Genomic DNA, 26,693 nt, shown 5'->3' on the forward strand with positions numbered 1-26,693 from the left:
CATGTGCTCACGTTCGCAGCGCATCGCCGCACGCTGGTCGCTGGTGCCCTGTGGGACGCCGGGTTCACCGATCTCGAGGGTGGCGATCCCATCCGCTGGATCACGAAGCGCACCTGAGCTCACGGACACCATCCGGAATCGGCTGTGTCGTTCCTGTCACCACGCATCGACGTCCCTCGTCGCACATGCACACGACGGGGCCTGCCCGAACGAAGGCTCGGAGAGGAGCGGGCGACAAGAGGCTGGCCACGCAGTACACCGACTACGACGTGGACAAGGCGGAGCAACACTTCGACCGCGCCGGACTCAAGTAGACCTCCGTACGGCAACCAGACCTCCGTACGGCAAATGCGTTGCCCGCCGTCGACGGTGGCTGGAACACTGCGCGGGTGCTTTCGGAGACACATCTCGACGGGCGGGCCGGCATCGACGCGGGCCTGGTGAAGCGGCTGCTCACCGCGCAGTTCCCGCAGTGGAGCGACCTCCCGGTGACCCCGGTCGAGGTCGACGGGTGGGACAACCGCACCTACCGCCTGGGCGAGGAGCTGACTGTCCGCCTGCCGACGGCGCCGGGATACGTGCCGGCGGTGGAGAAGGAGCACCGCTGGCTGTCGGTGCTGGCCCCACACCTGCCCGTTCCGATTCCGGTGTCGGTGGCGCTGGGCGAGCCGGGCGAGGGCTTCCCGCACCCCTGGTCGATCCGCCGCTGGCTGGACGGCGACACCGCTCGTCCGGACCGGATCACCGAGCTGGCGGAGTTCGCGGAGTCGGTGGCAGAGTTCCTCCTCGCCCTGCAGCGAATCGACGCGACCGACGGGCCGACCGCGGGTGAGCACAGCTTCCACCGCGGCGCGCCACCGGCGTACTACGACAACGAGACGCGGGCCTGCCTGCGCACCCTCGAGGGCCGCCTCGACACCGACCGAGCAGCCGCCGTCTGGGACGCGGCACTCGCCGCCGAGTGGCGTGGCGAGCCGGTGTGGTTCCACGGCGACGTCGCGCACGGCAACCTGCTTGTGCGCGACGGGCGGCTGGCCGCCGTCATCGACTTCGGCACCTGCGGCGTCGGCGACCCGGCCTGCGACCTGGTGATCGCGTGGACGCTGTTCGCCGGGCCGAGCCGGGAGGCGTTCCGGCGTACGGTCGCACTGGACGCCGGCACCTGGGCCCGGGCCCGCGGGTGGGTGCTGTGGAAGGCACTGCTCGGACTGGCCGAGGACGCCAGGCAGGGACGGGCGCTAGCGGCGGGCAACCTGCGCGTGGTCGAAGAGGTCCTCGCCGACCACGATCTGGCCTGAGCTCTCCGATCCGCCTGAGCCACCGGAACCGTCGGATCTGCCCGATACGGCCCGCTCGGTTCGCAGCCGGGGCAGCGAGTTCGGGTGGTTGTCCCGCAGCCAGCCGAGCAGGTGCTCGCGTACGTCACAACGCAGGTCCCACGCCGACGCGGAGTCCGCCGCCGAGGCCAGCACCCGGACGACGATGGAATGTTCGGTCGTGTCGACGACCTGCAGGGTCCAGTCGCGCCGGTCCCACAGCGGGTTCTTCTCGATGATCCGCTGAGCCTCCGCACGGAGTTCCGCAATGGGCGTGCTGTGGTCGAGGTAGAGGACGACCGCGCCGATGACGCGGGACTCCGAGCGGGTCCAGTTCTGGAACGGCGTGGTGGTGAAGTACGTCGCCGGCAGCACGAGGCGCCGCTCGTCCCACAGGTTGACCACCACGTAGGTGAGGGTGAGTTCCTCGACCCGGCCCCACTCCTCCTCGACCACCACGACGTCGTCGATCCGCAGCTCGTCGGTGAACACCAACTGCAGGCCGGCGAACACGTTCGCCAGGGTCGTCTGCGCGGCGAGACCGGCGATCACACCGGCGACCCCGGCGGAGGCCAGAATCGACGCCCCGTAGGTGCGCAGCGCGTCGAACGTCATGAAGATCGCGGACGCGGCCACCATGGTGACCACGACGGCGGTCAACCGGCGCAGGGCGGTCAGCTGCGTCTGCACCTTCCGCGCCCGCCGGTTGTCGGTCACGTCGACCTTGATGTGGCGCAGTGCGGCGTCCTCGGCGAGGAAGAGGACCGCGGTGGCCAGCCAGGAGACCGCCGCGATGGTGGTGACCACCATCAGGTGTCGTACGCCGTTCGCCAGTTCACCGTGCAGACCCGCGCTCGGCTCGGCCGCCAGCATCGCCACCGACAGCAGCGTCACCGTCCACGGCCGGTGACAGCGCCTGCGCAGCCGCCCCCAGAACGGCTGGCTCTCCGATCGCGCGAGACGTGCGGTGATCCTGCCGGTGAGCAGGGTCACCACGAACGCCCCCGCCGCGGTACAGCCCAGGACGAGCAGGGTGTGCATCGGGTCGGGCACGGCAGTTTTCATGGCGGCAACTACTTGCATGAAACTCGGCGATCCTCCCCATGGGTGCGGTCGTCCTCACGGTCTCATCCGGACCTGGGACGCCCGCACCACGCGGCCGGAGGTCGCCGTTGACCTGACGGTGTGCCGTCAACCGGTGACGTCTCGTCGGACGGTCAGTGCTCGTCGGACGCGGCCGCCTCGTCGCGCAGCTCACGCGCCTCGTCGAGCGCCTTCTCCTCCTTCTTCGCGTCCTTGTCGATCTTGGAGGTGTCGCGGGGCGGAAGCTGGATCGACTCCTCGGCCGGGATCCCGGCCTGCAACTCCCGGCCGCGCTCCATCTCCGAGTCCAGCTCCGCGCCGAACAGCAACGCCAGGTTGGTGAGCCAGATCCACAGCAGGAAGACGATGACGCCGCCGAGCGAACCGTAGGTCTTGTTGTAGTTGCTGAAGTTGGCGACGTAGAAGCCGAACGCCACCGAGACGACCACCCAGGTGACGATGGCGACGACGGCTCCGACACTCAGCCAGCGGAACTTCGGCTGCCGGATGTTGGGCGTGAGGTGGTAGAGCACCGCGACGATGAAGATGACGATGAACAGCATCACCGGCCACTTGGCGATGCCCCACACCGTGACGGCGACGTCACTGAGTCCGATCACGCCGCCGATCGTCTTCGCCAGCGGCCCGCTGATCACCAGGCCGACCGCGGTGATCGCCACCAGGACGAGCACCAGCGCCGTGATGCCCAGCATCACCGGGCGCAGCTTCCAGATCGGCCGGCCCTCTTCCACCTCGAACACGCGGTTCATCGCCCGGCTGAACGCGTTGACGTAACCCGACGCGGACCAGAACGCCACCGCCAGACCGATGACCAGCGTGAAACCCGCCGACTGGCTGCGGGTCAACTGCTCCACCACGGGCTGGATCGTGCTGACGGCCTTGTCGGCACCGAGGCCACGCAGGATGTCCATCAGCATCGAGGTGGTCCGTCCGCTCTGCCCGACCAGGCCGAGGATGGACACCAGGGCCAGGATGGCGGGGAAGAGGGAGAGGACGGCGTAGTACGTCAGCCCTGCCGCGAGGTCGGTGCACTCGTCGTCGAGGAACTCCCGGAAGGTGTTCTTGAGGATGAACTTCCGGGTCGGCGGAGCCAGGTCGAGTGGACTGTCGGGCTTCTCCTCCGCGTCCGCCGGAGGCGCGTCCCGGTCGGCCGCACCGTTGCCACCAGCGTGTGTCGTCATCCCTCATCCTTCGCCTGGACTGGTCGTACCGGACTGTCGTAGCAGGGACGACTGTAAGGGGAACCGCTACCCGACGCAGGCAGCCGAAACCGTACGACCTGTGCCTCAACCGGCCGAGCGCAGCAGGTCTGCGACCTCACCGGCGAGGTAGGGGCGGAGGTTCTGCTGGTTCGTCAGCACCGCCACGGTCAGGTCGTCGTCCACCAGGTGCATCACGTCCGCCAGCGCGGGACCACCGCTGTGGCCCACCGATGGGCTGCCGTGGCGCTGGTCGACGATCCAGCCGACACCGAACGGACCCGCCGACCCGTCCCGCAGTCGTTCCGGTGTCCACATCTCCCGCACCGAGGCCGGCGAGAGCAGCTCACCACCACGCAGCGCCGCCGCCCAGGTGGCGAGGTCGGCGGGAGAGGAGTAGAGCCCGCCGGCCGCGTAGGTCCAGGCGGGGAAGAGGAACGCGTACACCTGCCGGCGGTCGTCGCGTACGTCGTAGATGGTGGCGCGCCGGGGCAGGACGTCGCTGACCCGGGCCGTACCGTCGTCCGCCGCGTGGTCGAACCGGGTGGAGGTCATGCCGAGGGGATCGGTGAGGCGCTCACGCAGCAGGTCGGTGAAGGTCCGCCCGGTCACGGCCTTCAGGAGGTATGCCAGCACGACATAGTCCGACAGGCCGTACCGCACCTGCGTACCCGGCTCGTACTCCAGCGGGCGCTCGAACGCCGCCCGCACCGCCTCCTCGACCGACGCGGGACTGCCCACGTCGTCGCTCAGGCCCGAGGTGTGCGACGTGAGCCGGCGTACGGTGACCTGCTCCCAGCCCGGCGGCGCGTCGGGGAGGTACTCCCCCACCGGGGCGTCCAGCCGCAGCGTCCCGTCCTCGACCACCAGCATCAGCAAGGTGGTGGTCAGCAGCTTGGTCACCGACGCGAGCTGGAACGCCGTACCGGTCGTCGCGGGGGCGTCCCACTCCAGGTTGGCGGTGCCGTACGCCCTGGCCAGGGGCTCGCCACCCCGAACGACGGCCAGGCCGAGGGCCGGGATGTGGTGCTGCTTCATCCGCGCGCGCAGGTGGTCCTCGACAGCGGAAGGCAGGAAGCCGTCAGAGCCGTCGGAGTTGGCGGGGACGGCGGAGTCGGCGGTTTCGTTGAGGTCGTTCATAGTGCCCGTCCTGGTTCGGTGATGCCGCATGATGGCACGCGCACGGAACCCGAGTCCTGACGATTCGAGGGACCGGCCGGTGGCGGACGCCCGGCGTCGACCGCGGTGTTGGATGGGGACGTGAACGATGCCCCAGCCCGCCGCGACGAAGACCCGCGCGCCGAGGGCGCCGAGGGCGGCGACGTCCGCGTGCGCCCACGGGAGGACGCCGACCTGACCGACTGCGTACGCCTGCTCGCCGAGGTGCACGAACGCGACGGCTACCCGCTGAACTGGCCCGAGCGCCCGGTCGACTGGCTGGTCGGCTCGGCTCCCCTCGCTGCCTGGGTCGCGCTCCTGGACGGGCAGGTCGTGGGCCACGTCGCGTTGTCGCGATCCGGGCCCGGAGACGTGGCCACGGACCTTCTGCGCGAGCGGGACGGCGGCGTCCGCGACGGAGAGCCCGCCGTCCTCGGCCGGCTGGCCGTCGGCCCGGCCGCACGGGGCCGCGGTGTCGGCACGAGCCTGGTGGCCCGGGCGGTCGAGCACGCCAAGGCACACGGCCTGCGCCCGGTCCTCGACGTGGTCGACTCCGACCGGTCCGCGATCGCTCTCTACGAACGGCTGGGCTGGCACCGGCTGGGGAGCGTCGAGCAGCTGTGGGGAGCCGGTCAGCCCGTCACGATCCACTGCTACGCCGCACCGGCCTGACCTCCCGACGATCCGAGCGCGTGCCCCTCGCCGACCTCAGGCGGGCAGGTCGAGCTCGACCCCGTACTCCTCCAGCCACTGGTCGAGGCCCAGCACCAGCTCGACCGCACGCCGGCCGAACTCCGAGCTCACCGTCCCGACCGACTCGGTGAGGATGCCGTCGGCCTGCTTCGGGTCGACCAGCGGCAGCACCGGCGCGTCCGGCCGGGCGAGCAGCTTGCCGAACTCCTCGCGCAGCGCCTGCTCGTAGGCGGGGTCCTGGGTCGAGGGGTACGGGCTCTTGCGCCGCGCCGAGACGGACTCCGGCAGCAGGTCGACGGTGGCGGCCCGCAGCAGGCTCTTCTCCCGTCCGTCGTACGTCTTCATCGCCCACGGCGCGTTGAAGACGTACTCCACCAGCCGGTGGTCGCAGAACGGCACCCGCACCTCCAGTCCGCTGGCCATGCTCATCCGGTCCTTGCGGTCGAGGAGGTACTGCACGAACCGGGTGAGGTGGAAGTAGCTCACCTCCCGCATCCGGCGTTCCAGGCCGACCTCGCCGGACAGCCTCGGCACCTCGGCCAGCGCCTGGCGGTAGGAGTCCGCACGGTAGGCAGGCAGGTCCAGCGCCCTGGTCAGGCCGGGGTCGAGCATCCCCAGCCGTTCCCCGCCTGCGCGGCCGAACATCGCCAGCCACGGGAACGTGTCGGCACTGACCGCCGCCGGGTCGTGAAACCACAGGTAACCACCGAACACCTCGTCGGCCGACTCCCCGGACAGCGCCACCGTCGAGTGCGCGCGGATCGCCGCGAACAGCAGGTAGAGCGAGGTGAACATGTCACCCATGCCGTTGGGCGCGTCGTTGGCCCGGAGTACGGCCGACCGGACGTCGCGGTCCATCAGGTCCTGGGTGTCCAGCACGATGTCGCTGTGGTCGGCGGCCACGTGCTCGGCCAGCTCGTGGACGTACGGCGCGTCCGGCGTGCCCCGCATCGCGTCCGCCCTGAACCGCTCAGTCTGGCCCACGAAGTCGACGGCGAACGACCGGACCGGGCCGGCGCCCCGCTCCGCCAGGCCCTTGGCCGCCAGCGCGGTGATCACCGAGGAGTCCAGCCCACCGGACAGCAGGGTGCACAGCGGCACGTCGGAGACGAGCTGGCGGGTGACGATGTCCTCCAGCAGTTCGCGAACCGTCGCGACGGTGGTGTCCAGGTCGTCGGGGTGTTCGCGCGCCTCGAGCTGCCAGTAGCGCCGCTTGTGCAGGCCCTCCCGGTCGACCCGGACCACCGAGCCCGGGCGTACCTCGTACATCCCGGCGAACGGCGAGCGCTCGGGCGTCTTCACGAACGACAGCAGCTCCCGCATTCCGTCCGCGTCCAGCACCCGCTTCGCGGCCGGGTTGGCGAGGATCGCCTTCGGCTCCGACCCGAACAGCACGCCGTGCGGAGTCGGGTAGTAGTACAGCGGCTTGATGCCCATCCGGTCGCGTACCAGCAGCAAGGTGTCTGTCCGGGTGTCCCAGACGGCGAACGCGTACATGCCGTTCAGGTGTGCGGCCAGGTCCTCGCCCCACTCCAGGTAGGCGTGCAGCACGACCTCGGTGTCGCTGCGGGTGCGGAACCGGTGTCCGACCGCGGCCAGTTCCTCGCGCAGCTCGCGGAAGTTGTAGACCTCGCCGCTGTAGGTGATCACGGCCGCCGGCGTTCCGACGTACGGCGTTCCGACGTCCGGCGTTCCGGGGCCTGGCGTTCCGGTATCACCGTCGCCGCCACTCTCGGCCGCCATCGGCTGCCGGCCGCCCTGGAGGTCGATGACCGAGAGCCGGCGGTGCCCGAGCGCGACGTGCGCGCCGGTCCACGTCCCCTCGTCGTCGGGTCCCCGGCAGGCCATCGTCGCGGTCATCGCGGCCAGCACCGCACGCTCGTGGTCGAGGTCGCGCTCGAAGTCCACCCAGCCGGTGATGCCACACATGCGGGCGTTCGTCCCCTTCGCTCCGGGCCGGTTCTCCGCCGGCCGGGTTCGCTCCGGGAGCCCGGCTTGCCGCGACCTGGCCCCCGCCGTCACGGTGGCGCGTCTCCACCGCACCACCCGTCCAACATAGGTCGCCAACCTGGGAACGCTCCGGCTGAGCGGGGCTCTACTGTCGAAGGTGTGTTCGCCCCCTATCGCGGTCTGCTGCGCCAACCCGGCGCCTTGAGGTTCTCGGCCAGCGGACTGCTCGCCCGGCTGCCGATCTCGATGGTGTCGCTGGGCCTGGTCATCCTGGTCTCGGCGAAGACCGGTTCGTACGGCCTGGCCGGCGTGGTGTCCGCTGTTTTCGTCGTCTTCCGCGCCGTCTGCTCACCGATGCAGGCCCGGCTGGTCGACCGGCACGGCCAGCACCGGACCCTGCCCGTCATCGCGGGACTGAACGCGGCCGCGCTGGGCGGGCTGGTGGTGGCGGTCGAGGTGGACACCTCGCTCGCGGTACCGGTCGTACTGGCCGGTGTGGCCGGAGCGAGTTCGCCGTCGATCGGTTCGTACGTCCGTGCGCGGTGGAGCCATCTGCTCGGACGGGGGCCGAAGCTGCAGACCGCGTTCGCGCTGGAGGCGGTGGCCGACGAGCTGCTGTTCATGGTCGGGCCGCCGGTGGTGACGTTCCTCGCCACCGGGATCAGCCCGAACGCCGGGCTCCTGGTCGCCCTCGGCTGCGGCCTGGTCGGCACCCTGCTGCTGGCCGCGCTCCGCGACACCGAACCGCCGGCCCACGGCCGCGGCGGAAGCGGCACCCCGCTGGCGCCGCTTGGCTGGCCGGCGCTCTTCCCCGTGGTCGGCGCGAGCGTGGGGATCGGCACCCTGTTCGGCGCGTTCGACATCTCCGTGATCGCCCTCGCGACCCAGGCCGATGCCCGGGCGTGGTCGGGTGTCCTGCTCGGCATCACCGCGACAGGTTCGATGCTCTCCGCGGCGGTCCTCGGCAGCCGGACCCTGCGCAAGCCGCCGTTGACACGGTTCCGGATCGGCGCGGCGGCCATCACCGCGGCGATGGTGCCGTTGCCGTTCGTCTCCCACCTCGGGTTGCTGGCGCCGATCGTGTTCTTCACCGGGCTGACGATCTCGCCGACGATGATCGCGAGTGTGGCCCGGGTCGAGGAGACCGTTCCCGCCAGCCGGCTCAGCGAGGGCATCACCTGGTCGACGAGCGCCCTCGTCGGCGGGATCGCCCTCGGCGGCGCGGTCGCCGGGCGGGTGATCGACGGCCACGGGGCGAACGCGGGGTTCTTCGTGTCGCTGTCCGCGGGCGTTGTCGCGACGATCGTCGCCTGGTCCGGCGCCCGGCGCGGGACGGGAACGCCGCCCGTCGGTGCGCCCGGAGTCGGTGCGGCCGGGGCCGATGCGCCGGCCGGAGGATGAGGCGTGTTCAAGGTGTTGGTTCTCATCGCCCTGCCTGTGCTGGCCGTGGGCGCCCCGGCAATCTGCATCGTCGCCGCAGGTGTCCTCGCCACCCGGGCGGTGCGCGCGCTTCGGTCCGGTGCCGGCGTCAAGAGCCTCGCCACGGTCTCCTCGCTGGGCTGGCTGGCGGCGCTGGTGTCGGTCGGTACGGTCGAGGCGTACGCCTACGGCGCGCTGAAGTACTCCCCGGGACTCTTCCCGGACAAGACGTGCTACTTCAACGTGGGTGCGCGGGCGTATCCCGACTCCTCCGACGTGCTGCCGCTCAGTACGGTGTGCCGGGGCCAGGAGATCGTTCCGTTCTGGTTCAACCCGCTGATGGCCGCGCTGGCGGTGGCCTCGGTGGCGTTGCTGGTGGCCGTTCCGTTCGCGTACGCACGACGGCGCCGAGCCGTTGCCACGACTGGCGCGGCCTGTATTTCGGATGCGGTGCGTACGCCGGAAGCGGCGGCCGGTGCGGCGGTCAGCCCATCCAGTGAGCGGGCGGAGTGAACCACGGCGGCACCTCGGTGTCCCGGTCGCCGTTGGCCGCCGCGAGCTGGGTGCGGGTGAGGAACATCGCCTCGCGCAGGTGGGCACCGCGCAGGTCCGCCGCACGCAGGTCCGCGCCGATCAGGTCCGTCCGGGCGAGGTTCGCCCCGCGCAGGTCGGCACCGATGAGGTAGCCGCCGCGCAGGTCCGCACCGCGTAGGTCGGCGTCGCGCAGATCCGCGCCCAGCAGGTCCGCCCCGGGGAGTTCGGCGCCTCGCAGGTCACCGCGCCGTCGGCGCCTGTCCGCCCAACCCGCCCGGTCCGGCCCGCCCGAACGTGACCGCCGGCCCCGCCCCCGCCCGCGTCCTGCGGGACCGGCCGCCCCTGCACCGCGTGCCGGCCCGGGCGTGTGGGACCGGACGAGTTCGCTGGTACGCCGCAAGAGCGGGTTGACAGCCGACCGGTACGCGTCAAGGTCGAGTTGGCGCAGGGTGTCGACGTCGGCACGGGTGTGGCGTTCGGTCCGGTCGTGCAGCTCGGTGAGTTCCTCGCGCAGCACGCGGGCAATCGTCTCGGTCGACGCCAGCTCCTTGGTCGACGCCAGCTCCTCGGTCAGCGCGAGTGCCTCGGTGAGGTACCAGCGGAACTCGTGCAGCTGCCGCATCACCACGAACGCGTCGAACATCGGCTGCGAGGTGTCCGGGTGGGCGCGCCAGTCCCGGCCGCCGAAGGTCACCTGTGCGACCCGTTGGCCCGCGCCGAGGCAGTCGAACGCCGTACAGCCGGGAAATCCGCGAGGGCGCAACTCGGTGTGAATGCCGCAGCGGAAGTCCGGCTCCAGGTTGGGGCAGGGGGTGCGGGCGGGCTTGTCGATCGCGAAGTCCGCCGACGCCGCGAACGCGGGTACGACGCAGCACAGGGCGAAACACCGCGCGCAGTCGGCGCGGAGCTCCTCGCGTGGGTCGTTCACCGACCCAGGCTAGACGCTGTGTCGATGACGACGGCCAGGCCGTCGAGGACCCGCACCAGGCCGAAGTCGAACGCGTGGTCGGGGTCGTGCGCGCTACCGTGCGCCGAGCCGGCGGCCGAACCGACGCGGATGGCCAGCGGGTAGGTCTGCGGGTCGAGCACCCTGGACAGCAGCGGCCCCGCGGCCGCCCACCACTGCTCGTCGTTCATCGCGCTGTCCGCCGCCGCGGCGCGGGACTCGATCCGGGCCCGGGCGTTGGCCTGGACGAACGCGAGGAGGTAGGTCAGGCAGTCGTCCCGGTCGACGTCGGTCAGCCCGAGCCCGTCGAACGCGGCGAGTTCGTGTTCGTACTTCGCGACCAGGCCGGGCCCCAGCGGCGGGCGGAGGGTGGAGACGCCGGCCGCCCACGGGTGTGCGTCGTACAGCGCGCGGTTCTCCTCGGCGACCGCGGTGAGCCGCCGGCGCCACGGCTCCCCGCCGGTGTCGGCGCGGCGCATCCGTGCGTACGTCGCGTCGAGCATCAGGTCGAGCAGCTCCGCCTTGCCACGGACGTAGGTGTAGAGAGTCATCGGCGCGACACCGACCGCCTCGGCCACCCGGCGCATGGTCACCGCCGCCAGACCTTCCTCGTCGGCGAGGTCGGTCGCGGCGTCGACGACCGCGTCCAGGCTCAGACCGCGCGCGGGACCCCGGCGGGGCACCACGGAGGGGTCCCGCCACAACAGGGCGAGGGTGCGGGCGGGGTCGCCGGCGCTGCTGCGTTCGATCGGCACGGGAATCATTCTTGCGCATCGTACGTTGTACGTCGTACTTTGTACGGCATAACTGGGCAAGCATCGTCAAGGAGTCCCGTGAAGATCACCTCGTCCGCCGTGTCGCTGAACGTCGACGACGTGTCGGCCGCCAGCGCGTTTCTCACCAGGCACTTCGGCTTCGTGGAGGAGATGGCCGCACCCGGCTTCGCCTCGCTGACCCGCGAGGACGCGGGCATGAACGTCGTCTTCCTGCGGCGCGGGCTGGAGACCCTGCCCGACGACCAGCGAGACGATCACGCCCGCGGGATCATCCTCGCGTTCGTGGTCGAGGACCTGGAGGGCGAACTCGCCCGCCTGCAGGCCGAGGGCGTGCCGATCACCATGCCCCTGACCGCCGAGGAGTGGGGCGAGCGCGCCTTTCAGGTACGCGACCCCAACGGCGTGATCGTCCAGCTCGTCGACTGGAACGGCCCGCGCTCCTGACGAACGCCCGGCCAGGCGCAGCGGAGCGCTGAAGAGCAAGGGTCCCGGGTGCCGATCGGCGGCACCCGGGACCCGCGTCACCTCACGGGCCTGCAGATCGGCTCAGATATCGGCTCAGTGGTCGACTCAGAGATCGGCCAGGTCGATCGCCTCGGCCATCGCCCGCATGCCCGCGTCGTTGGGGTGCAGGTGGTCACCGCCGTCGTAGGCCGGCAGGAATGCGTCCGGGTCGGCAGGGTCGGCGACCGCCCGGTCGAAGTCGACCACGCCGTCGTACTCGCCGCTGGTACGGATCCAGTGGTTGACCTCGTCGCGAATCTGCTCCTTCTCCGGGGTGTCGTAGCCGTACTCGTTGCCCTTCACCGGGGTGAGCGTCGCCCCCAGGATCCGAACCCCGCGCGCGTGCGCGGCCGCGATCATGGCGTGGTGGCCGGCGATGAGCTGTTCGGCGGTGACCTTCGGTGCCGTGCCGCAGCCGGTGTCCGGCAGCCCGCCGGAGCCGATGTCGTTGATGCCCTCGAGCACGATCACGGTGCGGACCCCGGGCTGGCCGAGCGCGTCCCGCCCGAACCGCGCGACTCCCCGCTCACCGAAGCAGGTCGAGTCACCGAGAACCTTGTTCCCGTTGATGCCCAGGTTGGCTACCCCGAGCCGTAGCCCGGCGGCCACCAGGCGTTCGGCGAGCTCGTCCGGGTAGCGGTTGTCGACGTTCGCGGCGGAGAGTGCGCCGTCGGTGATGGAGTCACCGAAGGCCACCACGGTGCCGACCTGGCGACCGGGCCCGCGGGTGACGTCCACGCCGGTCAGGAGGTAGTAGGAGTGGGTGGCCTCGCCGCCGAACGGCCCGGCCGCGGTGGCGAAGCGATGGTCACCGGCCGCGCGGTAGGTCGTGGTCAGCCCGCCCTCGTGGAACGTCGTCGCCCCCGTCGGCTGGGCGAAGTACGTCGTCACCGCGAGCCGCTGCAACGCCCGCGTCGGCAGCCGCACCGGGTCGGAGGCGAGATCGCTGCCGGCGGGAATCGTCGTGCTCGTCCGGCCGTCGAACGTCACCGGGCGCAGGGTCCCTGGCCGGACGGCCGCGCCGTCGGCTGCCCTGGCGACGGTGACGCCGGTGACCCGCAGCGGCGCCGTGCCGAACCGGTTGGACAACCGGACCCGGACCTGCGAACCGCCGGTGGTGACCCGCACCACCTGCCGCACCGTCTGGTCGGCGAACCCCTCCTCCGACCAGTTGGGCCCGAACCACTCCGACAGGGCGAACGGGTGGTGAACGGCGGTGGCCCAGGCCGCGGTCCAGTGCGCGACCGGTCGCTGCCGGCCGTCGTTCGGTGATCGATGGTCGTACTGGGAAGCGTGCTGGGATCGGTCGTTGTGGGATCGGTCGTCGGCACGGGCGACGGGTGCCGGTCCGACAACGACCGCGGCGGACGCGGCCAGCAACGCAAGCGTCGCGAGCACGGCCACCAACGCCGCGGACAGTCGGGTCGCCCCGGCCGGGACAGTCTTCGAGCGCATGGTAACTCCTTGCGGGTAACGGGGGGTGGAACAGTGCAGAGCAGTGGAGCGGTGTGGCAGTGGAGCGGTGTGGCAGTGGAGCGGTGTGGCAGTGGAGCGGTGTGAAACGCTCTGGGGGTCGACCCGCGTTCCGGCCGGAACTCATCGGTGCGGACAGCATCCTCGACACCACCGACAACGACTGCTGGAGAACCAGAGCGGGAGGCGGCATGGGGCGCGTCGACTTCTGGGACGACCCGAACGCGCCGTTCCCCACCAGCATCGTTCCGTCGGTCACCGCGGTCGTCACCCGTGAGGCGCAGCTGCTGCTGATCCACAAGGTGGACAACGACAGGTGGGCGCTGCCCGGCGGCGGTGTCGATCGCGGCGAGTCCGCCGTGCACGCGGCCGTACGCGAGACCGCGGAGGAGACCGGACTCGACGTGGAGGTCATCGGCCTGGTCGGCGTCTACACCGACCCGCGGCACGTGATGCGGTACGACGACGGCGAGATACGTCAACAGTTCAGCATCTGCTTCCGGGCGGCGCCGGTCGGTGGTGCGCTGCGCCCGCAGCCGGGCGAGACCAGCGCCGCCCGCTGGGTGCCGGTGGGCGACCTGCCGTCCCTGGACATCCATCCGTCCATGCGCATGCGGATCGACGACGGGCTGGCCTGGCGACCTGGTGCGCCCGCCCGCTTCACCTGACAGCCCACGACCTGACTGCGCACGGTCCGAACCCCGGGCCGTGCCGGATCGGGCCGGAGGTGGGCCGGGCATGCAGAACCTCGCGGCGGCCGCGTTCGACCCGGACCTGTTCGTCCACCGGGGCTGAGGCCGCGTCGGGGCAGAGGGAGAGTCAGGCCGTGGCCGGCTCCCGGTGCAGCCACCCCCACAGGTCGGCCGGCACCATCGCCTGCGTACGCGCCCGGTAGCGCGCCCACTCCTCCTCGCCCAGAACCTCCCGGCCCGACCCGGACCGGCCGCGCCGGAAGAACGCCGCGTTGTCCTTCAGTACGCCGGCCGGGTTGGGGGCAAGCTCGTCGGCGCGGGCCCGCATGTGGTCGAACGTCGCCGCCCGGACGAGCGCCGGCCACGTCGGCTCCGGCACCTCGATTCCGAGCACGTTCGCGAGCCGGCGCATCTGCCCCTCGAGGTCGGCGGACAGGTCGTCGTAGTGGACGAGGACGACGTTGGGCTGGTCGCGGCGGGCCCACGCGTCGGACAGGTGCCACAGCACCCCGGGCAGGGAGTCCATCTCCTCGCGGGGATCGGCCCGGCTCGCGGCCCACGACAGCAGCCACTCCCTCAGTGGTGGCCGGGGACGGGGCGGCTGAGGCGGCTGAGGCGACCGGTGCGCCTCAGGAGACGCGACGGTTGACGGCTCGGGGGCGGCCTGCCCGGTGAGCTCGCGCAGCCGGTCATGGTCGATGTTGGCGCCCTGGTGGTAGAGCGAGACCGCCATGTCCAGCGGGTGCCGGGCGACCACCACGTACGTCGCCCGCGGATCGAGCACCACACCGTCCAGCGGCGTGTGCGTCTTCACGAAACGGCGGTGCGGCTGCGCCTCCAGCCGGGCGAACATCCCGTCGGCGGGCTCGACCAGCCAGTCCACCCACGGCGACAGCTCGGTCAGCGGCGCGGGGAGTTCCGGTGTCCGGAAGACCAGCAACGCGCAGATCATCTGCATCCAGGTCGTTCCGCTCTTGGAACGAGTGCTGATCACGATGTCGCCGGGCCGGAACGCGAAGTCCAGCCAGCGGGCGCTGTCCTCGTCGGCGGAGCGGTAGCGAACGGGCGGACCGATGCTGCCATGATCACCGGGCATGCGCGGGATGTTATCCGACCGCTTTGCCCGACCAGCAGGCAATTTCCGGTTGGCGACGTTCGCGCAGCGCCGAGTGAATTGCTTGAGGACCTTTCCCTGCGATTTCCGTATGGCCGAAAAACAGTCGATCGTAAAAGCACTACGGACAATCCGAACTCCCGGCGAGCGGGCGATGAGGCCGTACGACGAAAAGCTCTCACTGCCCGTTGCCGAACTCTGTCGTTGGGTAATCTTTGTGTGGCACCACAGTGATGACCTTCCCCAAGACAGGTGCACCACCTCAGCGCCGAGGCCCTGCCGAAGGAAGCAACACCTCGCCCGATGACCGCCGCCGGTACAGGGGGTCGAGATGGTCCTACGACGAGGGCGCCCGCCACACACGGCGCAGAGCACCGGTTCGACACCGACTGAACTCACCGGTTCGCCCGAATTCACCGGATCCGCCGAATTCACCCGCCCACGTGGGTGGAAAGGCGGCCTCCGAATTCGTGGGGGCCGTATTCGCGGCCTCGGAATTCTCACGCTCGCCACGTGCACCGCCCTGGCCGCGGGGTGCACGGGATCCGGCGGAGGCCCGGACAAGGACGAGCGCGGCCCCACGCCGCTGGCCCGGATCGCCACCGATCCGCTCGACAACGCGGTGGCGGTCGGTCTGCACACCCCGGTCAGGGTGGTGGCGTCCGGGGGCATGCTCACCCGGGTCCGGGTGACCGACCAGACCGGGCGGGCGCTGACGGGTTCGCTGAACCCCGCGCGAACGACGTGGACGGCCACCGGCGCGCTCGTGCCGACCGAGGTCTACAGCGTGCAGGCACAGGCGGTCAACAGCGACGGGAAGAGTTCGCAGACGTCCCGGACGTTCAGCACCACCGAGCCGACGAAGAAGCTGAGCACCGACGTCATGCCGCGCGAGGGCGCCGAGGTCGGCGTGGCCATGCCGATCGCCGTACGGTTCTCCACGGCCGTGCGTAACCGCGCCGCGGTGGAGAAACGCCTGCAGGTGAAGACGTCCACGCCGGTCGTGGGGGCCTGGCACTGGATCAGCCCCTCCGAGATCCACTACCGGCCGAAGTCGTACTGGCCGGCACACACCAGGGTGACGCTGTCCGCCGAGCTGGACAAGGTGAACGCCGGCGCGGACGTGTGGGGTACGGCGAACCTCACCCGCAACTTCGAGATCGGCAACTCCGTGGTCACCAAGGTCGACCTGGTGGACCACCACGCGCGGGCGTACGTCGACGGAAAGCTCGAGCGCACCATCGCGGTCACCGGCGGCAAGCCCGGTTGGGAGACCCGGCAGGGCATCAAGGTGATCATCGACAAGCAGACCGACTACGTCTTCACCAACGAGATGATCAACGTTCCGGAAAGCTACAGCCTGCTCTCGCAGTACGCGATCCGGGTGACGGTGAGCGGTGAGTTCCTGCACACCGCCGAATGGTCCACCGGGTCCCAGGGCAACTCCAACGTCAGCCACGGCTGCGTCGGCATGAACCTCGAGGACTCCGACTGGCTGTTCCACCACACCCACGTCGGCGATCCGGTCGAGGTGCACAACCCCGCCGGGCCGCAGATGGAACTCACCAACGGGTACGGCGACTGGAACCTCTCCTGGTCGCAATGGAAGGCCGGCAGCGCGCTCGGCTGACGGACCTCAGCCCCGGGCAACTGCCCGGCCGGTCCCGCCAGAACGCGCCGGTCACGTCCGCTGCGTGATGACGGCTGCCGGAGCCGTCGCGGACGAGCCGGCGCCGGGGGGAAGGAAGGGCGGGGGAGGGAGCGGCGGGCTCCCTCCCCCGCCCGAGTCGTGTCGTTCGGCCCGACGACCCAGACGTCAACCCAGACTGGGATCTCCGGCCGTCAGCGGCGGACCGTGCGCGCCGCGCCGATTCGGACCCCTGACTCCCACCGCTGACTCCGACCGAACCCCGTCAGCCCTGCATTCGCGCGGCGCCGGCCTGGGCGTCGGCCACCAGCGCGCGCCGGAACATCACCCACAGTGCGAGTCCCAGCACGGCGATCCCGGCCACCAGGTCGGCGACGATGAGGAGGTTCTGCACGCCGTCGAACGCCGACGGTGGCCCGTCGGTGTAGTGGGCCGCGCTGATCAGGCCGCTGACGGAGTAGACCGCGATCCCGCCGACCGCCCGCCACAAACGCCCCTCGCGGTAGGCGAGGTAGCCGACCAACCCGACGGCGGTGAGCACCACCCAGGCCACCGGAACCACCCACGCCCCGGCGCCGGCGATCGGGCTGTCGGGGTCGACGGCGTACTGGTCGAAGCGAACGGTGTTGTCGACGTAGTGGAAGATCGAGACGACGAACGCGAACGCCAGAATCAGCAGCGGCGCCCACCGGGTGGCACCCGCGAACGCACCGGCACCAGGTCCCGCGTCCGCCCGAGTGCCTGCGTGCGAACCCCTCCGGCCCACCTCGGACATCGGTGGGTCACTCCTCCCCGAGCAGCCCCGGAAGCTCGCGCATGTCGTCGAACAACGTGGTGCCGGGGCCTGCGAGCCGTTCGGCGGGGATGATCCCGCCGCCGACATAACCGTACGCCGTCATTCCGGCCGCCCGCGCGGCCAATACGCCGTACTCGCTGTCCTCGATCACCGCGCAGTCGTCCGGCTCGACGCCGAGCGAGCGCGCCGCGTGCAGGAACAGGTCGGGAGCGGGCTTGCCGTGCGCGACCTCGGTGGCGCTGAAGATGCGGCCGTCGAAGCGTTCGTAGAGTCCGGTGAGACCGAGGGTGAACCGCATCTTCTCGTGGCTGCCGCTGGAGGCGACGCAGGTCAGGCCGGCGATCCGGTCGAGCGCCTCCGCGATCCCCTCGACGGGGCGCAGCTCTGCGGCGAGCACCTCGCGGTAACGCGCGACGAACCTGGCGTTGACGTCCTCGGGCACCGGTGTGCCGAGGTGCGCGGCCAGCTCGCCCATCATGTAGTCGGTGGTCCGGCCCACGAACCGCCGCGCGATCTCCTCGCTGGACAGCGGCCAGCCGAGTTCGGCGAAGAGTTCGGTGTCGACCCGGAGGGCGAGGGGCTCACTGTCGACGAGCACGCCGTCGCAGTCGAAGATCACCAGTTTGTACGTCGAAGCCACGCCGAGCACCCTAGGCCATGCCCGCCCAGGCCCCGTCCCGCGCCGTCTCCGCCGCCTTGCACCGTCAGTGCTGCGCGGTCACTCCTGCGCCGTCTCGCGGGCCCGCCGGGCCGCGCCTTCCCGGCCGGCCTCCAGGTGGCGGGCGAGGGTGGCGCTGATCGTGCCGAGCTCGGCCACCTGGTCGTCACTGAGCTGGTCGAACAGGTGCCGGCGTACGCCTTCCACGTGCCCGGGGGCGGCGGCCTCGAGCGCGGCGAAGCCGTCGTCGGTCAGTGCCGCGAAGTGCCCTCGCCGGTCGGTGTCGCAGGCTCGCCGGCGCACCCAGCCGCGTTCCTCCAGCCGGGCGATGGCGTGGGAGAGCCGGCTGCGGGACGAGCCGAGCAGGTCGGCCAGCTCGCTCATCCGCATCTCCCGGCTCGGGTGTTCCGACAGCCGGACGAGGATCTCGTAGTACGCGTGCGGCATCCCCGCCTCGGCCTGGAGCTCCTGGTCGAGGCGTTCGAAGAACAGCCTGGTCGCCGCGAGGAAGTCCCGCCAGACCTGCTGCTGACCGTCGTCGAGCCACCTGGTTTCCGCCACGCCCTCATCGTACCCCGAATTGGTTGAACGCTTGACGATCCTCTGCTACGGTCACAGTAGTCAAGCGTTCAACCAGTCAGCCTGACCCGTACGACCCGGGCATACCGGGCCCACGGACCTCCGGCCGGCTCGTACCAGGGAGGACGGTCGCCATGCCGATCACCCGTCTCAACCACGCCGTGCTGTACGTACGGAACGTGGACCGCAGCGTCGCGTTCTACTCCGACGTGCTCGGCTTCCGGCGCGTCGACATGACTCCGGAGGGCTTCGCCGGCGCGGCGTTCCTGCAGGCCGCGGGCTCGGCCAACGACCACGATCTCGGCCTGTTCGAGATCGGCGCGCAGGCCGGCGCCTCCCAGGCCGGCCGGGCCACCGTCGGCCTCTACCACCTCGCGTGGGAGGTCGACACGCTCGCCGAACTCGACGCCGTGCGGGACCGGCTGGTCGCCGCCGGCGCGCTGGTCGGCGCCAGCGACCACAGCACCAGCAAGAGCCTCTACGGCCGCGACCCGGACGGAATCGAGTTCGAGGTGGCGTGGTTCGTCCCGGCGGGCCTACTCGACGAGGCCACGCTCGCCGGTCGCAAGGTCGGCATCCGCCCGCTCGACCTGGAGCAGGAGAAGCAGCGGTACGGCGCGACCACCCCCGGCGCAAGCTCTGCAGTCAACCCGGCCTGACCGTTCAGCGGCGGGAGTGGCGCGGCAGGACGAGGACGACCGCGACGGCCAGGATCGCCGGAGCGGTCACCACCAGCCAGGCGGCCGGCGGTAGCGGGAGTACGACGGCGACGCACAGCACCACCGCGCCGGCGAGCCCGGCGGCGAGCAGCGGTGCGACCGTCCGTACCCAGCCGGACAGCCAGGCCGTACTCGCCCCGGAGCCCGCGGCCCGGGTGCCTTCGGGCTGCCAGCCCTCCTCCCCGGCCAGCGACTGGGCGAGCTCCACCAGCACGAGGTACGCCAGCGCCAGCAGTCCCAGCACGGCGGCGGTGGGCACCGGCAGCCGCCCGCTGTCGGCCGACAGCATGACGCCGAGCGCGGCGAGGGCAAGCCCGGCGGTGCCGAACGCACCCAGCCCGAGGTCGGCCAGGCCGCGCAGCCGCCCGACGCAGGCGCCGACCACGCCCGCGTATCCCAGGCACAACGCCACCACCATCGGCAGCCCGACCCAGACCAGCGCCGACGGCGGCAGCACCGCCAGCAGGACCAGCGCGAACCCCAGGACGCACGCCCCGGCCGCCAGCGCCGCGGCGAGCGGACCAGTCCTCATCGGGCACCTCCCAGCAGCGGCTCCAGCCGCACCCGGTCCAGGGTGATGCCGACCTCCTCGTCCCAGGCCAGCACGGTCACGCCCATCTCCACCAGGCCGTGCAGGAGGACCTCCCGCTCCAGCCGCCAGACCCGCAGGGCCAGCTCACTGTCCGGTTCCCGGGGCGACGGCTCGGGCTCGGTGGACAGCACGTCGACCACGATCACCGGGTGCCCGCGTTCGCGCAGGTCTCGTACGGCCTCGGCGGCGCGGGCGTCGACCAGCGGCGTGAACACGAACGCCAGCGCGCCCGGCGGCAGTGCCTGCGGCGGGAAGTGGGCCAGCTCGGGTTCGAGGTAGCTCTCGTCCACGCGGGACGCGAGCAGGGTCTCCACGATCCGGTAGTACTGCCGGGTCCCGACGTCGGGCGCCAGCCACCGCAGCGCGCCGCCGAGCGTGACCACTCCCACCCGGTCGGCGTACCGCAGGTACGCCTGCACCACGGTCGCCGCCCCACGCACCGCCAGGTCGAGGGAGGACCGCCCGAACGGCCCGAGGTCCGCGGTGGTGTCCACGACCGCCACCACGTCCGCGGCCCGCTCGGCGGCGTACTCGTTGACGTACAACTCGCCGCGGCGGGTGCTCACCGGCCAGTTGACCCGCCGCACCGGGTCGCCGGGTGCGTACGTACGGATGCCCGCGAACTCCACCCCGGGGCCGGCCCGCCTGGCCACGTGGCTGCCCACCCGGGCCAGCAGCGCGGGAGGTACGGCGACCTCGCGAGCGGCCGAGGGCGGCGGGAAGACGGTGAGCTCGGCCAGGGAGAGCGTGGCGGTCCCGACGTATCCCCAACCGCGGCTGCGTACCCGTAACCGCAGCGGCCCCGCCCGCCAGCGTCCCCACCGCCGCGCCCGGACGGTCCAGGTGTGCGACACGCTCCGCACCTCGAACTCCCGGCAGGCCCGCTCCCCGTCGACCTCGAACGTCCGCGGCAGCGCCAGGTCCAGCCCGATCTCGCCGAGCACCTCCTCCGCGCGCACCACGACGTGCACCTCGACGTCCTCGTCCTCGAAGCTGCGCGGCTCCGACAGCGCCGCCTCCACCCGGATCGTCTCCGGACGCGGCCGGCGCAGCGCGACGACCAGGGCGACCAGGCAGGGCGCCGCCACGAGGACGGGTTCGGGCCGGGCCGCGACGATGCCGGCCACCAGCGCCAGCGCGCCGAACACCGCCAGCCGGACCGCGAGCCTGCTCAGCCGCCAGGTCGGGGTGACCTCGACGCCCGGCAACGGCGACGCCGGTCGCGTCGGCGGGGTGGTCACCGGGCGGCGCCGGTGCGGTCGAAGACCCGGGTGCTGGGCGTCGGCACCCGCCCGAGGAGCTCGGTGATCACGTCCTCGCCGGACACCCGGCGTACCCACAGCTCCGGCCGCAGCACCAGCCGGTGCCCGAGCGCGGCGACGGCGACCTGCTGCACGTCCTCGGGCGTGACGTAGTCGCGGCCGGCCAGCACCGCGGCGCCCCGGGCCAGCTGGGTGACCGCGAGGGTGCCGCGCGGGCTGGCGCCCACCTGCGCCTTCGGGTGTTCGCGGGTGGCCTGCACCAGCGCCACGACGTACGCCAGCACGTCGTCGTGCACCTCGACCTGCTCCAGCGACGCGCTCATGGCCAGCAGCTCGGCCGGCTCCACGACCTGGTTCGGTACCGGCCGCTCGGCGCCCCGGTCGAGCCGGCGGCGCACCATGTCCGCCTCCAGCTCTGCGCTGAGGTAGCCGAGCCGGGTACGCAGCACGAACCGGTCCAGCTGCGCCTCCGGCAGCGGATAGGTCCCCTCGTACTCGATCGGGTTCTCCGTGGCCAGCACGACGAACGGCGCGGGCAGTGCGCGGGTCACCCCGTCGGCGGACACCTGCCGCTCCTCCATCGCCTCCAGCAGCGCGGCCTGCGTCTTCGGCGGCGTGCGGTTGATCTCGTCGGCGAGCAGCAGCTGGGTGAAGACCGGACCCTCCCGGAACGCGAACTCACCGGTCTTCTGGTGGTAGATCGACGCTCCGGTGAGGTCCTGGGGCAGCAGGTCCGGCGTGAACTGCACCCGGGTGAAGCGCAGGCCGAGCGTCCGCGCGAACGACCGGGCCAGCAGCGTCTTGCCCAGGCCGGGCAGGTCCTCGAGCAGGACATGCCCGTCGGCGAGGATGCCGAGCAGGACGAGGGTGAGCGGGCCGCGTTTGCCGACGATCACGCGTTCCATCTCGGCCAGGACGGCCAGCGCCCGCTCCCGGGTCTGCTCCGGACTCAACGCCGGTGGGTCCTGCGAGCCCGGCGCGGCCGGTGCTTGCTGCGTGGCCGGCGGGTTCTGCGGTGTCGTCACGGTCAGGCGCTCCTTTCCGGCCGGTCGACCTGACCGGTCGCGGTGTTCGGCTCGGTACGTCCCCCGGTACTCGCCTCGCCACGTGCCTCGGCACTTACCTCTGGGCGGAGGCGTTCGAGGGTGCCGACCAGGCGGTCCAGGGTGGGCAGGTCGGGCCCGGGCGCGGTGCGGTCGGTCGACGCAGGCTGTCCCGGTCCCAGCAGGTCCCAGGCCTCCTCGCCCAGCAGCCGGCGGGCGACCTCGGGGTTTCGGGTCAGGTCGACTCCGTGCCCCTCGGCCAGCCGTACCGACGCGGCGGCCAGCAGGCGTTCGCGCAGACCGACGTCGAAGTCGCGCCGGGAGAACCTCGCCCAGCCGATGTCGGCGACGATCCGTTCGTACGCCAGGAACGACGCTTCCGACCTCGTGCGGCGACGGCGCCGCGGGAACGGCAGCCGCCGCAGCCAGTCCCACAGCGGCCGGCGGCGCGCGCGTTCGGGGCCCTGCAGCCGCAGCAACGCTCCGACCACCTCGGACACGGCCAGGACGGTGAGCCCGAGCAGCAGTCCCTGCAGCCGCTGGGTGACGGTCGCGGCGAGCAGCAGGACGACCAGGATCGGGCGAAGCTGCCTCACCTGTCCGCCTCGTCCCGGGTCGCCGCCACGCGGAGTTCGGTGTCCAGCCGGCCGAGTACGTCCACCGCGCGGATGCGTACCTGCGGGTCGAGCTCCCGCCGGGTGTAGCGGGCCTGCCGGAACAACTCGGTGAGCTCCTCCGCCGCCGCGGCGCCCGCGGAGCTGAACAGCCCGGCGTCCACCGCCCGCCGGAGCAGGCCGGACGGGGTGTCGGTGGCGGCGCGGGCGACACCTGTCCTCGCCAGCGCCTCCTCCATCGCGGCGTACGCACCGATGACGGCCGCCCGCGGCTCGTCCAGGTCGGCCAGCGCGGCCCGGCCGGCGGCGACCACCGCGTGGACCTCCGCCGCGGAGGGTTCGGCCTCGACCTCCTGCGCCTGCGGAGCCTGCCGGCGGACGACCAGGGCCAGCGCGAGAGCGACCAGCCCGACGACGAACCCGGCGGCGACGGCGATCGGCCAGTTCCACGCCGGGCGGGGATCCTGCTGCGCCCCCGGCCCGGGAGTGGCGGCCCCGGCACCCGGCGGGACGGCGAGTGGCGTGGGCGGCGGCGTGGGTGTCGCACCGTGGTTCTGCATGGCCGACTGGATCTGGTCACGGAAGGCGAAGAGCGCCAGCACGATCACCAGCATGACCACGGCGCCGATCACCATGCTCAGCCCGCCGGTCCGCTGCGGCCGGTCCCCACGGCGGAGCGAGGGTCCGAGGAGCAGCGCCGCGACGAACAGCGCGAGGCCCAGGCCCAGCAGCACCCCGAAGATCGCGATGATCGTCTTCGCCGAGATCTGCCGGCTGTCCAGGGAGATCCGGTCCTGCCAGCCGAGGCCGACGGCGCCGGCGGCAAGAAGCACCAACACCATGGCGACCATGGCCGCGCCGGCCCAGTGGGCCGCCGGTCCGCGTGCACGCACAGCCGCCCCTTCCGTCCCCGGCAACCTCGACGGTCAGCGTCGTCAGCCTGCTGGACGACCTTCGGCCCCGCCAATCGCGAATTCGCAACGATCTGGCCGGACCCTGACAGCCGCTCCGGCGACGAGTCCGACGTTCACTCAGCGTGAGACGGCCGCCGCGCCGGCCGGGGCGGACCGAGGCCGGGTCGCGGGACGGGCAGAACCGAGGCCGGCGGGCACGCGGACGAGACTCTCCGTACACAGATGAGACCCGAACCCAAAGAACTCGTACACAAAGAAAGTGGCGGCCCCTCCCTCATCGGGATGGACCGCCACTTCGCAATACCTGCGTGTCCGAGCGTGAGACAACCACCTTTTCAGCGGCTCTCGGCTCCCCCGCGCTGTTCGGGGAGTACCCCGGCCAGCAGCGCTCGCACCTCGGACTCACGGTAACGCCGGTGTCCCCCAAGTGTCCGGATCGAGCTGAGCTTGCCTGCCTTAGCCCACCGGGTCACTGTCTTGGGGTCGACCCTGAACATGGCCGCGACCTCTGCCGGCGTCAGCAGAGACTCGGTCTCCGGCGTACGTGTCGTCATGAGCGGCCTCCTCCACGAGAACCGGACATTCGTCCGTCCCGCACCCTCCATGGTGCATCGAATCCCTCATCGAGGACAGGGGCTTGTGTCAGGACAAGCACCACTTTAGTCACGCCGCGTTGTGCATCCCCCACGTGACGTAGTGGTCTCAGTCCACCCCTCTCCTCACGTGACTCACCGTAACCCGAATCCGGTCGTTCCGCCCACTTTTCCCAGAATTTCCGGACCTGTTCCAGTGTTTCACGATGCGCGCTCTTTTTCGCGCATCTCCCACCACTGCTTCCGTAGGCGGTGGTAGATCGTTATCGCCTCCTCGTCGTCACCCTTCGCCACCGCCTGGAGGGCGGCGGCCACGTCACTGGCGGAGCGGTCCGCGGCCATCCGCTCCGAGCCCATCAGCCGCACGAGACCGCCGTAGTCCAGCTCCACCCAGCTGTGCGGGTGGAACGACTCGATCCAGCGGCCGAGCGTGCGAAGGGGCTCCAGCTCCCACTCGGGACGAGCCCGGGTCAGCAACCGGTGGGCCCGGCTGAGCCGGCGGCGCGCTTCCACCATGGGTGCGCGGTAGCGAAGCTCCACAGGATCCATCCCGATACTGCGGTCCTCATCACCAAAGATGACGAACCAAGCGAGCGGAACGTGCCATCGCGCGGTCAGGATGTGGGGCTCCGCGTCCGGCGGGCACATGTTCTCACTGAGCGCGTCGAAGTCGACACGGTCCAGTCCGCCCGCGGGCAGCAGGACCCGCAGCACGTGCTCAGGTAACGACATCATGAGATCACCAAGTGCCTGGCGGACCCGAAGGGCGGATTCGTCCGGACACAGCAGGAGGTTGCCCTCCACTTCCATGGCATAAGCGCGACGCGCCCGCGACACGGCACCAGGTGGCAGCATTGGTAACAACGCCGCGAGCGACTCCCGTTGCTCGGCTACGGCCAAAGACGACGTTTCCGGACGTTCGGGCACCCGGACCTGCGCTTCCCACGATGTCCGCTCCCGGGCCGGGAAGGCGGGCAGCGGCTCGTAAACCCGCAGGTAGCAGCAGTACGGCGTGACGACCGAAGTCCGCATGCTCCCATCGTGCACCTCTCCGTTGGTTCGCGGCACCTGTCCAGTGAGATCCTGAGCAGCCGTTATCCGCTCTAAGGTGGAGCCGGACGCCCGCCCCACCCCCTGCGGGCACGCAGCAGCGAGGAGTCACCAACGTGACGGAGTTCTTCGGCCGGCACCCCGGCCACGAGCAGCTGGTCTTCTGCGCCGACGAGACGAGCGGGCTGCAGGCGATCATCGCGATCTCCTCCACGGCTCTCGGACCGGCGCTCGGCGGCACCAGGTTCCACCCGTACCCCAGCGAGGACGCGGCCGTGGCCGACGCCCTCAACCTCTCCACCGCGATGGCCTACAAGGCCGCGCTGGCCGGACTCGCTCTCGGCGGCGGTAAGGCCGTGATCATCGGGGACCCTGACAGGGACAAGACCGAGCCGCTCCTGCGGGCGTACGGCCGGTTCGTCGAGTCCCTCAACGGCCGGTACATCACCGCCTGCGACGTCGGGACGTACTCGCCCGACATGGACGTGATCGCCCAGGAGTCCCGCCACGTCACCGGCCGCACCGTCGAGCAGGGTGGTGCCGGCGACTCCTCCGTCCTCACCGCGTTCGGCGTCTTCCAGGGCATGCGCGCCTGCGCCGAGCACCGGTGGGGGACGCCGACGCTGCGCGGCCGCCGCGTGGGCATCGCCGGCGTCGGCAAGGTCGGCCGGCACCTGATCGACCACGTGCTCGCCGACGGAGGCGAGGCCGTGATCACCGACGTCAGCGAGGCCGCCGTGGAGCGGGTACGCCAGGAGCACCCCGAGGTCGACGTGGTGGTCGACACCATGGCGCTGGTCGAGGCCGACCTCGACGTCTACTCACCCTGTGCGCTCGGCGGCGCGCTGGACGACACCAGCGTGCCCCGGCTGCGGGCCGGCATCGTCTGCGGCGGCGCCAACAACCAGCTCGCCCACCCCGGCATCGAGAAGCTTCTGCAGGACCGCGGAATTCTGTACGCGCCCGACTACCTCGTCAACGCGGGCGGCCTGATCCAGGTGGCCGACGAGCTGCACGGGTTCGACTTCGGGCGGGCCAAGGCCCGTGCCGCCCGGATCCTCGACACCACCCGGGAAGTCATGCAGGCGGCCGACGCGGAGGGCGTACCCCCCGTGGTCGCCGCCGACCGGCTGGCCGAACGCCGGATGGCCGACGCGGGCCGCGGTCGGCCACTGTGGCTGGGCGGACCGGCTCGCTGACCGGCACGGGGTCGACCTGACCGCCCGCCGCCGCCAAAACCTGAACCGACCGCGGGCCCGGCCACTGTGGCCGGGCCCGCGGTCGTGTCGTCGGCGCTTCGCGGTGTTCTCTGCGCCGTGTTCCGGGCGTGTCCCGGGCGTGTCCCGG

Annotated in this window: 27 protein-coding genes; 9 read left to right on the forward strand and 18 right to left on the reverse strand. The window is 71.5% G+C overall.

The annotated features are described in order from the left end of the window. Positions 1-389: 389 nt before the first annotated feature. Positions 390-1,298, forward strand: a complete 909-nt coding sequence (locus tag F4554_RS30290) for an aminoglycoside phosphotransferase family protein (RefSeq protein ID WP_337796261.1) — start codon at positions 390-392, stop codon at positions 1,296-1,298. On the opposite strand, the gene F4554_RS30295 is transcribed toward F4554_RS30290, so the two are convergent. The 3 genes from F4554_RS30295 to F4554_RS30305 form a co-directional block, all read right to left on the reverse strand. Further along, positions 1,239-2,381, reverse strand: a complete 1,143-nt coding sequence (locus tag F4554_RS30295) for a mechanosensitive ion channel family protein (protein ID WP_179791006.1) — start codon at positions 2,379-2,381, stop codon at positions 1,239-1,241. The two genes, F4554_RS30290 and F4554_RS30295, sit on opposite strands and share 60 nt — an antisense overlap. 152 nt (positions 2,382-2,533) lie before the next feature. Continuing rightward, positions 2,534-3,601 (reverse strand): YihY/virulence factor BrkB family protein, encoded by a 1,068-nt coding sequence (locus F4554_RS30300; RefSeq protein WP_202889529.1) that lies wholly within the window; start codon positions 3,599-3,601, stop codon positions 2,534-2,536. A gap of 105 nt (positions 3,602-3,706) precedes the next feature. Further along, entirely contained in the window at positions 3,707-4,759 is a 1,053-nt protein-coding gene (locus F4554_RS30305) for a serine hydrolase domain-containing protein (protein WP_179791007.1), read from the reverse strand. A gap of 120 nt (positions 4,760-4,879) precedes the next feature. Here F4554_RS30305 and F4554_RS30310 point away from each other — a divergent pair, with 120 nt between their 5' ends. Beyond that, a complete protein-coding gene (locus F4554_RS30310; RefSeq protein WP_202889530.1) occupies positions 4,880-5,449 on the forward strand; it encodes a GNAT family N-acetyltransferase in 570 nt (189 codons plus the stop codon). A 36-nt stretch (positions 5,450-5,485) separates the two neighbouring features. On the opposite strand, the gene asnB is transcribed toward F4554_RS30310, so the two are convergent. Beyond that, positions 5,486-7,399, reverse strand: coding sequence for an asparagine synthase (glutamine-hydrolyzing) (gene asnB, locus F4554_RS30315; RefSeq protein WP_179791008.1), 1,914 nt, complete (start codon positions 7,397-7,399; stop codon positions 5,486-5,488). Between the two features lie 180 nt (positions 7,400-7,579). Here asnB and F4554_RS30320 point away from each other — a divergent pair, with 180 nt between their 5' ends. Both F4554_RS30320 and F4554_RS30325 read left to right on the forward strand, forming a co-directional pair. Further along, positions 7,580-8,821, forward strand: coding sequence for an MFS transporter (locus tag F4554_RS30320; RefSeq protein ID WP_179791009.1), 1,242 nt, complete (start codon positions 7,580-7,582; stop codon positions 8,819-8,821). Positions 8,822-8,824: 3 nt separating this feature from the next. Continuing rightward, a complete protein-coding gene (locus tag F4554_RS30325) occupies positions 8,825-9,352 on the forward strand; it encodes a hypothetical protein (RefSeq protein ID WP_179791010.1) in 528 nt (175 codons plus the stop codon). On the opposite strand, the gene F4554_RS30330 is transcribed toward F4554_RS30325, so the two are convergent. Both F4554_RS30330 and F4554_RS30335 read right to left on the reverse strand, forming a co-directional pair. Next, the gene (locus tag F4554_RS30330) at positions 9,324-10,301 is read right to left on the reverse strand and encodes a pentapeptide repeat-containing protein (RefSeq protein ID WP_179791011.1); all 978 of its coding nucleotides are present in this window, start codon (positions 10,299-10,301) and stop codon (positions 9,324-9,326) included. The two genes, F4554_RS30325 and F4554_RS30330, sit on opposite strands and share 29 nt — an antisense overlap. After that, positions 10,298-11,083 carry a TetR/AcrR family transcriptional regulator gene (locus F4554_RS30335; RefSeq protein ID WP_202889531.1) on the reverse strand — a complete coding sequence of 262 codons (786 nt, stop codon included), beginning with the start codon at positions 11,081-11,083 and terminating at the stop codon, positions 10,298-10,300. The genes F4554_RS30330 and F4554_RS30335 overlap by 4 nt, the downstream gene beginning before the upstream one ends. Positions 11,084-11,152: 69 nt before the next feature. Between F4554_RS30335 and F4554_RS30340 the strand changes: the two genes are divergently transcribed. Further along, positions 11,153-11,539, forward strand: a complete 387-nt coding sequence (locus F4554_RS30340; RefSeq protein ID WP_179791012.1) for a VOC family protein — start codon at positions 11,153-11,155, stop codon at positions 11,537-11,539. A gap of 126 nt (positions 11,540-11,665) precedes the next feature. Here the strand turns inward: F4554_RS30340 and F4554_RS30345 are convergent, their stop codons facing one another. Continuing rightward, positions 11,666-13,054: an SGNH/GDSL hydrolase family protein gene (locus F4554_RS30345; RefSeq protein ID WP_179791013.1), complete on the reverse strand. Its 1,389-nt coding sequence runs from the start codon at positions 13,052-13,054 to the stop codon at positions 11,666-11,668. A gap of 209 nt (positions 13,055-13,263) precedes the next feature. Between F4554_RS30345 and F4554_RS30350 the strand changes: the two genes are divergently transcribed. Further along, a complete protein-coding gene (locus F4554_RS30350) occupies positions 13,264-13,740 on the forward strand; it encodes an NUDIX domain-containing protein (protein WP_179791014.1) in 477 nt (158 codons plus the stop codon). A gap of 151 nt (positions 13,741-13,891) precedes the next feature. Here F4554_RS30350 and F4554_RS30355 read toward each other — a convergent pair whose 3' ends face one another. Next, entirely contained in the window at positions 13,892-14,860 is a 969-nt protein-coding gene (locus F4554_RS30355) for a sulfotransferase domain-containing protein (RefSeq protein WP_179791015.1), read from the reverse strand. A gap of 640 nt (positions 14,861-15,500) precedes the next feature. On the opposite strand from F4554_RS30355, the gene F4554_RS30360 reads away from it, so the two are divergent. Further along, entirely contained in the window at positions 15,501-16,508 is a 1,008-nt protein-coding gene (locus tag F4554_RS30360; RefSeq protein ID WP_337796262.1) for a L,D-transpeptidase, read from the forward strand. A gap of 283 nt (positions 16,509-16,791) precedes the next feature. Here the strand turns inward: F4554_RS30360 and F4554_RS30365 are convergent, their stop codons facing one another. The 3 genes from F4554_RS30365 to F4554_RS30375 form a co-directional block, all read right to left on the reverse strand. Beyond that, the gene (locus F4554_RS30365; RefSeq protein WP_179791017.1) at positions 16,792-17,301 is read right to left on the reverse strand and encodes a hypothetical protein; all 510 of its coding nucleotides are present in this window, start codon (positions 17,299-17,301) and stop codon (positions 16,792-16,794) included. A gap of 7 nt (positions 17,302-17,308) precedes the next feature. After that, positions 17,309-17,962, reverse strand: coding sequence for an HAD-IA family hydrolase (locus F4554_RS30370; protein WP_179791018.1), 654 nt, complete (start codon positions 17,960-17,962; stop codon positions 17,309-17,311). Between the two features lie 78 nt (positions 17,963-18,040). Then, positions 18,041-18,541: a MarR family transcriptional regulator gene (locus tag F4554_RS30375; protein ID WP_179791019.1), complete on the reverse strand. Its 501-nt coding sequence runs from the start codon at positions 18,539-18,541 to the stop codon at positions 18,041-18,043. Positions 18,542-18,693: 152 nt separating this feature from the next. On the opposite strand from F4554_RS30375, the gene F4554_RS30380 reads away from it, so the two are divergent. Then, positions 18,694-19,218, forward strand: coding sequence for a VOC family protein (locus tag F4554_RS30380; RefSeq protein WP_179791020.1), 525 nt, complete (start codon positions 18,694-18,696; stop codon positions 19,216-19,218). Between the two features lie 4 nt (positions 19,219-19,222). On the opposite strand, the gene F4554_RS30385 is transcribed toward F4554_RS30380, so the two are convergent. The 7 genes from F4554_RS30385 to F4554_RS30415 all read right to left on the reverse strand — a co-directional run bounded on the left by F4554_RS30385 (position 19,223) and on the right by F4554_RS30415 (position 25,328). Then, positions 19,223-19,810: a hypothetical protein gene (locus tag F4554_RS30385; protein WP_179791021.1), complete on the reverse strand. Its 588-nt coding sequence runs from the start codon at positions 19,808-19,810 to the stop codon at positions 19,223-19,225. Continuing rightward, the gene (locus tag F4554_RS30390; RefSeq protein ID WP_179791022.1) at positions 19,807-21,111 is read right to left on the reverse strand and encodes a DUF58 domain-containing protein; all 1,305 of its coding nucleotides are present in this window, start codon (positions 21,109-21,111) and stop codon (positions 19,807-19,809) included. Before F4554_RS30390 ends, F4554_RS30385 begins: the two co-directional genes overlap by 4 nt. Further along, positions 21,108-22,157, reverse strand: a complete 1,050-nt coding sequence (locus F4554_RS30395) for an AAA family ATPase (RefSeq protein WP_337796263.1) — start codon at positions 22,155-22,157, stop codon at positions 21,108-21,110. The genes F4554_RS30390 and F4554_RS30395 overlap by 4 nt, the downstream gene beginning before the upstream one ends. A gap of 2 nt (positions 22,158-22,159) precedes the next feature. Further along, a complete protein-coding gene (locus tag F4554_RS30400) occupies positions 22,160-22,771 on the reverse strand; it encodes a hypothetical protein (RefSeq protein ID WP_179791023.1) in 612 nt (203 codons plus the stop codon). Then, complete coding sequence (locus F4554_RS33895; protein ID WP_179791024.1) at positions 22,768-23,682, reverse strand: DUF4129 domain-containing protein; 915 nt, start codon at positions 23,680-23,682, stop codon at positions 22,768-22,770. The genes F4554_RS30400 and F4554_RS33895 overlap by 4 nt, the downstream gene beginning before the upstream one ends. Positions 23,683-24,038: 356 nt before the next feature. Then, positions 24,039-24,257: a BldC family transcriptional regulator gene (locus F4554_RS30410; protein ID WP_092651690.1), complete on the reverse strand. Its 219-nt coding sequence runs from the start codon at positions 24,255-24,257 to the stop codon at positions 24,039-24,041. A gap of 240 nt (positions 24,258-24,497) precedes the next feature. Then, entirely contained in the window at positions 24,498-25,328 is an 831-nt protein-coding gene (locus F4554_RS30415; RefSeq protein WP_179791025.1) for a DUF8083 family protein, read from the reverse strand. A gap of 134 nt (positions 25,329-25,462) precedes the next feature. On the opposite strand from F4554_RS30415, the gene F4554_RS30420 reads away from it, so the two are divergent. Continuing rightward, positions 25,463-26,545, forward strand: coding sequence for a Glu/Leu/Phe/Val dehydrogenase (locus F4554_RS30420; protein ID WP_179791026.1), 1,083 nt, complete (start codon positions 25,463-25,465; stop codon positions 26,543-26,545). Positions 26,546-26,693: the final 148 nt, after the last annotated feature.

The sequence above is a fragment of the Actinopolymorpha rutila genome (genome assembly GCF_013407855.1).
GTDB classification, from domain to species: domain Bacteria; phylum Actinomycetota; class Actinomycetes; order Propionibacteriales; family Actinopolymorphaceae; genus Actinopolymorpha; species Actinopolymorpha rutila.